This window comes from Nonomuraea sp. NPDC049129, assembly GCF_040648495.1.
Lineage (GTDB): Bacteria > Actinomycetota > Actinomycetes > Streptosporangiales > Streptosporangiaceae > Nonomuraea.
The window spans coordinates 1,118,826-1,128,369 of the sequence record NZ_JBEZDU010000001.1 but is presented as its reverse complement, the minus strand read 5'-3'; the positions used below and the strand labels follow the sequence as shown (position 1 = coordinate 1,128,369).

The following is a 9,544-nucleotide window of genomic DNA, read 5'->3' as shown; positions in this document are numbered from 1 at the left end:
CTCCCGGTAGACGACCGGGTTGATAGGCCGGAGGTGGAAGCACGGTAACGTGTGGAGCTGACCGGTACTAATAGGCCGAGGACTTGACCACAAAGCATACTTGCTCGCGTCCACTATGTGATTCTGAAACAACAAACACAGGCTGGTTGGTTGGTTGTGTTTGACAGTTTCATAGGGTTACGGCGGTTATGGCGGGAAGGAAACACCCGGTTACATTCCGAACCCGGAAGTTAAGCTTCCCAGCGCCGATGGTACTGCACTCGGGAGGGTGTGGGAGAGTAGGTCACCGCCGGACAATCTTTGATGACGGGGAAGGGCTCCACGCACACGTGTGGGGCCCTTTTCCGCGTTTCAGGGGCCTCACGCGTTACGGGGTCTCGCGCGCTGCGGGGTCTCGCGCGCTGCGGGGTTTTGCGCGTTGTGCGTTGGGCTTCTTTTCGCGTTGACGCGGTGTACTGGAACGGCAGCGTCGACCGCCAACTCCAACAGCGATTCCGCGGGGGGCAGCTTCGGCTAGAAGACCGGTAGGTTCGACTGCTCCGGCCCCGGCCTACGCCAACGCCGACGCGTACGCCACAACGCCGACGCGTACGCGTACGACACGATGTCGGGGCGCTGGTCGGCTCGCGTCCCTGTCCGGATCAGGTGTGCCGTGCTGTGAACTGCGCCCGTGCTGTGAGCTGGTCGTGCTTTGAGATGCGCCGTGGTGTGAATGTGCGACTGAGAGGGCCGACCTGGTACATCCGGGTCGGCCCCTCTGCTTGTACGGCTGCCTGCACGCCTACATGTACGGCTTGTACGGCTTGTCCGCAAGCTTGCGGCAGTGGCGGCCACGCTATGGCCAGCTGCCGCCAATGTGTCCCGCCTTTTCCTTCTCCACACGTGTGGCCGCCCCTCGTGGCCTCCCCTTGTGCGGTCCCGGGGTGCCGTGCTCGGGCGACTCGGACGCGGTTTCGCGGGTGCAGGGAAATAAGGGAAATAGTGGAAGGGAGCGGCACTGGGGGTGGTGATCAAGGGCGGGGATTCGCGCATGCGCTCCTATAAGAACCAGCTTGGCGGAGCCGCGTCTGCGCTCTCACGGGATTCGGGCCCGACGGAGCCGCACGCTGAAACCGACCTGGTGGAGCCACGTGTTCGCTCACGCTGGTACCGGACTGGCGGAACCGTGTGGCCCGCACTGGTACCGCGCCGCGGAGTCGTGCCCGCTCATACCGCAACTGCTAGGCGGAGTTGTGCCCGCTCACACCGAAACCGCTCGGCGGAGTCGTGCGTACACCTCGATCTCGAAGCGCATGCGGGGATCGGACAGGCCGCACACGAGCATCGTCGCCGCCGGGCGGATCTCGCCGAAGTAGCGGCGGAGGGTCGGCCAGCACGGCTCGAAGTCCTCCCGGTCGGGCAGCAGGTAGCGGACCCGGACGACGTCGGCGAACGTACAGCCTGCGTCCGTCAGCGCGGTCCCGACGTTGCGCAGGCACTGTTCGGCCTGTTCGACCACGTCGTCGGAGATCGTCATGGTTGCATAGTCGAACCCGGTGGTCCCCGAGACGTGGACCCAGTCGCCGTCCACCACGGCTCGGGCATATCCGATCTGCTCCTCGAAGGTGGAGCCGCTGAAGATCGCGCGTCTTGCTTCTGTCATACGCCGAACCGTAGGGGAACTGCTGTGATACGTCTAAGACGTTTCAGCGAATGATGTGATATCTCTGCGCGTATGGAACGCCCTCAACTTGCGCTGCATCAGCTCTACGCGTTCGCCGTTCTGGCCGAGGAACTGCACTTCGGGCGGGCCGCCGTACGACTGGGTGTCGCGCAGCCGCCCTTGAGCCAGCAGATCAGGCGGCTGGAGGAGAGAGTGGGGCATCCGCTGTTCGAGCGAAGGGCTAGTGGGGTCGTTCTGACGTCGGCGGGGCACGAACTGCTGCCTGCCGCTCGGCGTGCGCTCGGCGAGATAGCGGACGGGCTGGAGGCGGCGCGGCGCGTCGGTGGGGGAGAGGCCGGGCGCATTCGGGTCGGGTTCGCGGCGTCGCTGGCGTTGACGATCCTGCCGGGGATGCTGCGGGCCTATCGGGATCGCTATCCCGGGGTCGAGATGGAGATCAGGGAGATGACGACGGCGCCGCAGGTGGCCGCGCTCCTTGAGCGTTCGATCGACGTCGGGCTCCTGCGGGAGCCGCCTGACGATCCGGGGCTGGCCGCCGAGGTTGTGCTCTCGGAGGAGTTCGTGGTGGTTCTGCCGGTTGGTCATGTTCTTGCCGATCGGCGGGTGGTTCCTGTCGCGGCGCTGGCGGAGGAGCCGTTCGTGCTGCTGAACCGGGACGCGGGGCCGACGGTTCACGATCGGATTGTGGGTCTGTGCCGGTCGGTGGGGTTCGAGCCGCGTATCGGTCAGTACGCGGTGGAGTGGGCGACGGTCTCCGCGCTGGTCGAGGCGGGGCTCGGGGTGTCCCTTGCCCCGGCGAGCGTGCGGCGGATCAGGCTCAAGGGGGTGGTCTATCGCCGGATCGAGCCGGACAGCGCGCGGACCACGGTGGCCATGTGCTGGCGGCGGGATGATGCGAATCCGCTGGTCGCTCGGTTTCTGGACGTGGGTAGGAAGAGCCTCCCCGACCCGCGTTAGTGCTACATGCCTTGATGCGTACATACGCCTTGAGGTATGTTGGGCGGTATGAGCGATGTGATCTGGGCGGCTCTCGTGGATCCCCATCGGCGAGCGGTGCTCGATCTGCTGCGTGAGCGTGATCGATCGGTCACGGAGCTGGTCGACGAGCTCGGTGTCACCCAGCCGACCGCGTCCAAGCATCTCCGGGTGCTCCGGGCGGCGGGGCTGGTCCGGGTGCGCAAGGACGCGCAGCGTCGCATCTACGCGATCGATCTGGAGCCGATCGCCGAGCTCGATCAGTGGCTGGCCCCGTACCGGCGGCTCTGGAACGACCGGCTCGACACCCTCGGGCGCCACCTCGATGAGATGGGCACAGGCGCAGACATAGGCAAGGAGTCATGATGGACCGCGGAACATACGTCGAGATCGACGGCCGGCCGGCCGTACGCTTCCAGCGCACGTACCCCCACCCGATCGAGCGGGTGTGGCGGGCGGTGACCGAGCCGGGCGAGCTGACTCACTGGTTCCCGCAGAACGTGACGATGGACGCGCGGGAAGGCGGGAAGATCGAGTTCTCCGGCGACCCGCATATGGACAGCATCACCGGCACCATCCTGGCCTGGGATCCGCCGCGGCGCTTCGCTTTCACGTGGGGCGGTGACGAGTTGCGGCTGGAGTTGGCGCCGGACGGTGCTGGTGGGTGTACGTTCACGCTGGTCAACGTGATCCAGGCGCAGGACGCGGCGGCGCGCAACGCGGCGGGATGGGCGGTCTGCCTGGCCGAGCTGGACAAGGTCGTGGCCGGGCAGCCGGCCGACGGGCCGCACGGCAAGAGCGCCGAGTCGTGGCGTGAGCACTACGACGCCTATGTCGCGGACGGCCTGCCGTCGGGTGCCGAGATTCCTCAATAGTGCCCTAGCCTGGCCCTTCGTCCGCCGGGAGAGCTTCCCTGTTGCACGAGTGGTCGGCCGCGCCCTCGTCGATGAGGTCCTCGTACACCCCGACCTTGTAGTTGATCAGGTCCATGCACTCGTTGAGGTTCGCCATCTGGGTGATCAGATACTCGCGGTGCCGTCTCAGCAGGGCGAGTCGTTCCGCCTCGTTCCCCGCGCCCTCCCTGACGAGCTCGGTGTAGCGGCGGATCGCCGCCAGCGGCATGTCGGAGGCGCGCAGGACCATGCACAAGGTCAGCCACTCGATGTCCTGCTCGCTGTAGACGCGGTTCCCGCCGGCCCCGCGGCGCACCGGACTGTGCAGGATGCCCTCGCGCTCGTAGAAGCGCAGCGTGTGGATGCTCAACCCGGTCCGCTCCGCGACCTGCCCAATGCTCAAAATATCCGGCATGTCGTACAGGTTAGGGCTTGATCTAGAGTCGACTCCAGATCCTAGGATGCCGGGCATGACCATGCGTTACCGCACTCTCGGCGGCACCGGCATAGAAGTAAGCGTCCACTGTCTCGGCGCGATGATGTTCGGGGCTGTCGGCAACAAGGACCACGATGAGTGTGTCCGCATCATTCATGCCGCGCTCGACCGGGGGATCAACTTCATCGACACCGCGGACATGTACTCCGCGGGTGAGTCCGAGGAGATCGTCGGCAAGGCGCTCGAGGGACGCCGCGACGAGGTCGTGCTCGCCACCAAGGTGCACTTTCCCATGGGGGAGGGCCGCAACCGGGGCGGCAATTCGCGGCGCTGGATCGTCAAGGAGGTCGAGGAGAGCCTGCGGCGTCTGCGGACCGACTGGATCGACCTCTACCAGGTGCATCGTCCCGACCACACGACCGACATCGAAGAGACGCTCTCCGCGCTGACCGACCTGGTACGCGCGGGGAAGATCCGCGCCTTCGGCTGCTCGACCTTTCCAGCCGACGAGATCGTCGAGGCGTATCACGTCGCCGAGCGCCGTGGCCTTCAGAGGTTCAGGACCGAGCAGCCGCCCTATTCGCTGCTCGCCCGGGGGATCGAGGCCTCGGTGCTGCCGGTCTGTCAGCGCCTCGGGATGGGGGTGCTGACCTGGAGCCCGCTCGCGTCCGGCTTCCTGAGTGGCAAGTACAGGAAGGGGCAGGCCGTCGATCTCACCACCGGTCGTGCCTCGCTCACGCCGGCCCGGTTCGACCCCTCGATCCCCGGGAACGTGGCCAAGTTCGACGCGGTGGAGGAGCTGGCCGAGGTCGCGGACGGTCTCGGGTGCTCGCTGCCTGAGCTTGCCGTGGCCTTCTGTGCGGCGCATCCTGGGGTCACGTCGGTGATCACTGGGCCGAGGACCATGGAGCAGCTGGAGTCGTTGCTGAAGGGGGCCTCGCTTACGCTCGACGACGCGGTTCTTGATCGGATCGACGAGATTGTGCCCCCGGGGACCAACGTCTACCACCCGGACGGCGCTTGGACCCCGGCGACGCTGTCGGACCCCGCTCGGCGTCGGCGGCCTCTGGTGGAGCGTGCGGCGGGCTGATGGGTCGCGGGACGCTGAAGGGCCGTTGCCTGGCTCGCTGGTGATCTGGGTGGGCGCAGCTTAGCTCGCGCTCACCTGGCCGGGTCGCGTTTGCCTGGCTGGTGCCGGTGACCACTGGTTCGCCGGGTGGTCCGTCACGCGACCGTCTCGAGCCCTGTGGCCGTTCGTCGTGGCTGGGGTCCCTCGGAGGAATACCCCCTTCGGGGAATGGAAGAGACGGTCCGTCGTGGTTGGGGCCCTCAGGTGGGATTCCCGCTTCCGGGGGGCGGAGGAGGACGGTCCGTCGTGGGTGGGGCCCTGGGGAGGGATTCCCCTTCCGGGGGAGCGGAAGGGGCGGTCCGTGGTGGTTGGGGTCCCTGGGTGGGATATCCCCTTCCGGGGGGTGGGCGGTCCGTCCCGGAAGGGGTCCCGTTCGGGGGCGAGCGGGTGGTTACTTCGGCAGGATCAGTAGGGCGTCGCCGACGCCGCGCTCCACCCCGTCGGACGGGCGGTTGACCAGCTTGTTGCCCACCACCATCGCGGTGGAGCCGCCACCATCCAGGTTGACCGCCTGGTTGGCGCCCAGCCAGCGCATGAACTGGGCCGCCTCGATGAAGTTGGCCCCCACCGACACGCCGGGCTGCCGGCCGTCGATGGTCGCCAGGATCAGGCTGCCGTTGCGGGTGGTGCCCAGCAGCGTGCGCGGGTGGCGGCGGAGGATCATGTTCACGGAGTCGTGGCCGTCACGCTTGGCGGTGATCTTGACGTGCCCGTTCCTGACCAGGCCGACGTTGCCGCCGATCACGCTGAGGTCGGGGGTCAGCTTGAGTGCCTTGCCCGCCCGTACGTCCACGACCTTGGTGTCGATCTTGACGGTTCCGCCTTCCGCCGCGTGCGCGTTCAGCCATTCGGCGGCGATTCCGGCGGAGCCGTGCAGGACCCGGGAGCCGGCCGGTACCTCGGCGCCCGGCGCGCGTAGTGCCACGACCTTGTCGTTGGCGTCGAGTACGGCGTCGGCGCCGTTGTCCGTGGGCGTCTTGGCGCCGTACTCCGCGGTGTAGAGGATCAGCTCGTCCGCTGCCGCGGCGCGGTTGACGCCGTTGACCACCAGTTTCTGGCCGTCCTGCGCGATCGCGGTCACGGTCGACTTGAGCTCGGTGATGCGGGCCGTACGGCCCTTGAGCACGACGGCCGAGCGGCCCGGTACGGCCTCGCTGAGCAGTCTGCCGCCGACCACCGAGATGCCGACCGGCTCGCCGCGCAGGTTCTTGGCGGTGTGGATGTTGAAGAAGCCGCCGTTCACGGCCGCGAGTGCCTTGTTGGCCTTGGCCATCGAGGAGACGGTCTCGCGGGCGGCGACGCTGGTGCCGAGCGTGGAGCTGTACGAGCCGCGGAACTTCCTGGCGTCGATCATGACCACCTTGACGTCCCAGGGCCCGGTGGTCTTCATGCCGTCGTCGCCGACGTAGTCGACCCTGACCTTCAGACCGGCGTCCTTGAGCTTCTTGGCCGTCTCGGCGGCCTTGTCCTTCTCCTCAAACTTCCAGAGGCCGACCCGCACCATGTAGACGGTCTGGGCGTCGGCGTCGGCGACCTTCGGCCGGACGACCTTCTGCAGGCTGGCCGTCTCGCCCGTGGCCTCGACCTCGGCGACCTTGGCCTCGGCCGTCTGCTGCATGCCGTAGTCGCGGCCGCTCGGCATCAGGACCGTGACGGTGAAGCCGTCGGTCGCCTTGCCCGCCTTCACGTTCCAGAGGTCGATGCCCGGCGCCACGCTGGTCATCGTCTTGGCCGGTACGGCCGGCACGCCCAGCGGGAACTTGGCCGAGGGGAACGAGACCGAAACCTGCTCGGCGGCTGCGCTGGGGACAGCCGTCGCCGTGAGGACCGTGGCTAGCGAGAAGCCGACGGCGAGGGTGCGTCGAGACATGAAAACTCCAGAGGGCGGGCAAAGGGACCGACCCATCCTGGCGAGATCATGGTGGCGGAGGCGGGGAAACACGCTAAACGGTCTGAGAGGTTACAAGATTGACATCCCTCGGGGGATTTTCCTGCGCGCACTGTGGGCGCGGCGTTACCGTGCGGTAGGCCGCGACCGAGCGGCGTACCAGTCCGAGAGGCAGCCGTGATGGGGCTGAACATCCTCCTTGTGATCATCGCGAGCGTGGTTCTGGGGTTCATCCTGGGCGCGTTCGTCACCCGTCCGCGCGGATGGGTGATGTATCCCGACGACCGGACCCGCCCCGTCGTGACGCGCGATCCTCACGAGTGACTACGAGCCGGCGCAAGCCGCACAGCTTCTGGGTTCTGTGCGGCTTGCGCCTACCCCTGCAACTACAATGGAGCGCATGACACGCATCAGCATGTGGTGGCGGCCGACAGACGGCCGCTGATCTCCGCATGCTCGGGCCGTCCTCAGGACGGGCCCGGCGCGTGGGTTCTTCTTCAGGACGGCATGACCTGAAGAAAGGAACCCATGATGGACCACGTCGTGCTCACCGGAGACCGCCCGACAGGGCCGCTCCACCTGGGCCACTACTTCGGCACGCTGGCCAACCGCGTCGCCCTGCAGGACGTCCACCCGATGTACGTGCTGGTCGCCGACTATCAGGTGATCACCGATCGGGATCTTCCCGGCGCGATCCAGCAGAACATCACCAGCTTGGTCCTCGACTATCTCGCCATCGGGCTCGACCCCGCGAAGGTGACGATCTTCCAGCACAGCGCGATCCCTGAGCTGAACCAGCTGCTGCTGCCCTTCCTCAGCCTGGTGTCCGTGGCCGAATTGAGCCGCAACCCCACCGTCAAGGACGAGATCGCGCACAGTACGCAGCAGGCGGTCAACGGCCTGATGTTCACCTACCCGGTGCATCAGGCGGCCGACATCCTGTTCTGCAAGGGCACGCTGGTGCCGGTCGGCAAGGACCAGCTGCCGCACGTCGAGGTGACACGGCTGGTGGCGCGGCGCTTCAACGAGCGCTACGGGCCCGTCTTCCCGGTGCCGGAGGCGATGATGGGCGCGCGGCCGCTGCTCAAGGGCCTCGACGGCGGCAAGATGAGCAAGAGCCGGGGCAACGCGATAGCCCTGTCCGCCACCGAGGACGAGACGGCGGCGCTGATCCGCGCGGCCCGTACCGACTCCGAGCGGCTCATCACCTTCGACGAGGCGAACCGGCCGGAGGTGGCGAACCTGCTCACCTTGGCCGGCCTCTGCCTCGGCCGCGCGCCCGAGTCCATCGCCGACGAGATCGGGAACGGCGGGGCTGCCGCGCTGAAACGGCTGGTCACGGAGGCGGTCAACGAGTTCCTGCGCCCGATGAGGAAGCGTCGCCTTGAGCACTCGGCGGCCGATGCCAGGCAGGTGCTGATGGACGGCAACGAGCGCGCCCGTGAGCGGGCGATCGTCACCCTCGGGGAGGTACGAGCGGCGATGGGCTTCTAGGCGAGGGGTTTAGCGTGGTTTTTAGCGCGGCCCTCTGGCGATGGCCAGTTCGGTGGCCGGGGATCTCAGGGGGCGGCGATGCCGCGGTCTGGTGAATCCGGCCGCCCTGAGCAGGCGGGCCACTTCCTTGTAGTCACGTATCCGGCCGCCGCCCGCCACCAGGTAGTTGAGGTGGAGCAGGTGGAGCAGGGTGCGGCTGGCCCGGCCCGGCATGAGGCTGTCACCGAACTGGTCGCCGATCGCGATCGTGCCGCCGGGGTTGAGCGCCTTGGCCAGCCGCCCCAGCAGGGTGCCCACCTCCTGGTCGTTCAGACAGTGCATGACGTTGAACAGCAGGATCACGTCGTACCCGCCGCCCAGGTCCTCGTCGAGGAACGAGCCGGCCCGCAGCGTCAGCCGGGGGTGGGCCGCCGCCGAGGCGAGGGCCTCGGGCAGGTCGATCACCGTGCCGCGCAGTCCCGGGTGCCGTCGCAGCAGCTCTACGCTGTAAAGGGCATGGCCGCCGCCCACGTCCAGCATCCGCGTGGCGCCCGCGGGGACCGGGATGGCGGCCGCGATGGCGGGAGCCTGGCGGCCGGCCACGGCGGCGGTCCACGCCTGGAACGAGCGCGACAGCTCGGGCTCGCTCTCCGTCAGCGCGTACAGCGAGGTGATGGGCGATCCGTCACGTACGGTCCGTTCGAGCTGGGGCCAGATCACGCAGGCGGTACGCTCCCAGAAGTACAGGCCCTCGACCAGGCAGGCGGGGGAGTCGGCGGTGAGCCAGACGCGCGCCGTGCGGGTCAGCCGGTAGCGGCCGCGTCTGGCGCGCAGGTAGCCGAGGCCGGCCAGCCCGCGCAGCAGCACGTCCGTCGCGTGCGGGTTCAGGCCGAGCGAGCCCGCGAGGTCGGCGGCGGTCGCGGGGCCGCCGCGCAGGGCGTCGAAGAGGCCGAGCCGCATCCCCGCGATCAGCGCGTGCAGGCCCATGACGCCGAAGTAGTCGAGCATCGGGGGCAGGATCGACAGGCGGTGCGCCGCCGCTTCCAGGGGATTACCGAATAAGGGCACATCGCGACGGTAAGCCGAA

The 9,544-nt window shown here is 67.9% G+C and carries 10 protein-coding genes and 2 rRNA genes; 8 read left to right on the top strand and 4 right to left on the bottom strand.

Annotated features, from left to right (window positions below; genetic code table 11):
- Positions 1–91: ribosomal RNA gene (locus tag AB0B64_RS05040) — 23S ribosomal RNA — on the top strand; the annotation flags it as partial.
- 87 nt (positions 92–178) lie between these two features.
- Positions 179–295, top strand: a 5S ribosomal RNA gene (gene rrf, locus AB0B64_RS05035).
- 945 nt (positions 296–1,240) lie between these two features.
- Here the strand turns inward: rrf and AB0B64_RS05030 are convergent.
- Entirely contained in the window at positions 1,241–1,642 is a 402-nt protein-coding gene (locus tag AB0B64_RS05030; RefSeq protein WP_358174762.1) for a RidA family protein, read from the bottom strand.
- 72 nt (positions 1,643–1,714) lie between these two features.
- Between AB0B64_RS05030 and AB0B64_RS05025 the strand changes: the two genes are divergently transcribed.
- From AB0B64_RS05025 to AB0B64_RS05015, 3 genes are read left to right on the top strand one after another with little or no spacing between them, the layout of a single operon-like run.
- The gene (locus tag AB0B64_RS05025) at positions 1,715–2,620 is read left to right on the top strand and encodes a LysR family transcriptional regulator (protein ID WP_358174759.1); all 906 of its coding nucleotides are present in this window, start codon (positions 1,715–1,717) and stop codon (positions 2,618–2,620) included.
- Between the two features lie 48 nt (positions 2,621–2,668).
- Complete coding sequence (locus AB0B64_RS05020) at positions 2,669–3,004, top strand: metalloregulator ArsR/SmtB family transcription factor (protein ID WP_357946386.1); 336 nt, start codon at positions 2,669–2,671, stop codon at positions 3,002–3,004.
- Positions 3,001–3,513 carry an SRPBCC family protein gene (locus AB0B64_RS05015; protein WP_358174756.1) on the top strand — a complete coding sequence of 171 codons (513 nt, stop codon included), beginning with the start codon at positions 3,001–3,003 and terminating at the stop codon, positions 3,511–3,513. Before AB0B64_RS05020 ends, AB0B64_RS05015 begins: the two co-directional genes overlap by 4 nt.
- A 4-nt stretch (positions 3,514–3,517) precedes the next feature.
- Here AB0B64_RS05015 and AB0B64_RS05010 read toward each other — a convergent pair whose 3' ends face one another.
- Positions 3,518–3,946, bottom strand: coding sequence for a MerR family transcriptional regulator (locus AB0B64_RS05010; RefSeq protein ID WP_358174753.1), 429 nt, complete (start codon positions 3,944–3,946; stop codon positions 3,518–3,520).
- Positions 3,947–4,001: 55 nt separating this feature from the next.
- Between AB0B64_RS05010 and AB0B64_RS05005 the strand changes: the two genes are divergently transcribed.
- Positions 4,002–5,057 (top strand): aldo/keto reductase, encoded by a 1,056-nt coding sequence (locus tag AB0B64_RS05005; protein WP_357946395.1) that lies wholly within the window; start codon positions 4,002–4,004, stop codon positions 5,055–5,057.
- Positions 5,058–5,487: 430 nt separating this feature from the next.
- On the opposite strand, the gene AB0B64_RS05000 is transcribed toward AB0B64_RS05005, so the two are convergent.
- Complete coding sequence (locus AB0B64_RS05000) at positions 5,488–6,966, bottom strand: phosphodiester glycosidase family protein (protein WP_357946398.1); 1,479 nt, start codon at positions 6,964–6,966, stop codon at positions 5,488–5,490.
- Positions 6,967–7,164: 198 nt separating this feature from the next.
- On the opposite strand from AB0B64_RS05000, the gene AB0B64_RS04995 reads away from it, so the two are divergent.
- Entirely contained in the window at positions 7,165–7,308 is a 144-nt protein-coding gene (locus tag AB0B64_RS04995) for a hypothetical protein (RefSeq protein ID WP_357946400.1), read from the top strand.
- A gap of 207 nt (positions 7,309–7,515) precedes the next feature.
- Entirely contained in the window at positions 7,516–8,478 is a 963-nt protein-coding gene (gene trpS / locus AB0B64_RS04990; RefSeq protein WP_357948103.1) for a tryptophan--tRNA ligase, read from the top strand.
- Positions 8,479–8,499: 21 nt separating this feature from the next.
- On the opposite strand, the gene AB0B64_RS04985 is transcribed toward trpS, so the two are convergent.
- Positions 8,500–9,525, bottom strand: a complete 1,026-nt coding sequence (locus AB0B64_RS04985; protein WP_358174750.1) for a methyltransferase — start codon at positions 9,523–9,525, stop codon at positions 8,500–8,502.
- Positions 9,526–9,544 lie beyond the last annotated feature (19 nt).

Coding starts and splice junctions, on each gene's coding strand:
- AB0B64_RS05025 (WP_358174759.1), top strand. CDS start 1,715: ATGGAACGCCCTCAACTTGCGCTGCATCAGCTCTACGCGTTCGCCGTT.
- AB0B64_RS05015 (WP_358174756.1), top strand. CDS start 3,001: ATGATGGACCGCGGAACATACGTCGAGATCGACGGCCGGCCGGCCGTA.
- AB0B64_RS05030 (WP_358174762.1), bottom strand. CDS start 1,642: ATGACAGAAGCAAGACGCGCGATCTTCAGCGGCTCCACCTTCGAGGAG.
- AB0B64_RS05000 (WP_357946398.1), bottom strand. CDS start 6,966: ATGTCTCGACGCACCCTCGCCGTCGGCTTCTCGCTAGCCACGGTCCTC.
- AB0B64_RS05010 (WP_358174753.1), bottom strand. CDS start 3,946: ATGCCGGATATTTTGAGCATTGGGCAGGTCGCGGAGCGGACCGGGTTG.
- AB0B64_RS05005 (WP_357946395.1), top strand. CDS start 4,002: ATGACCATGCGTTACCGCACTCTCGGCGGCACCGGCATAGAAGTAAGC.
- AB0B64_RS05020 (WP_357946386.1), top strand. CDS start 2,669: ATGAGCGATGTGATCTGGGCGGCTCTCGTGGATCCCCATCGGCGAGCG.
- trpS (WP_357948103.1), top strand. CDS start 7,516: ATGGACCACGTCGTGCTCACCGGAGACCGCCCGACAGGGCCGCTCCAC.
- AB0B64_RS04995 (WP_357946400.1), top strand. CDS start 7,165: ATGGGGCTGAACATCCTCCTTGTGATCATCGCGAGCGTGGTTCTGGGG.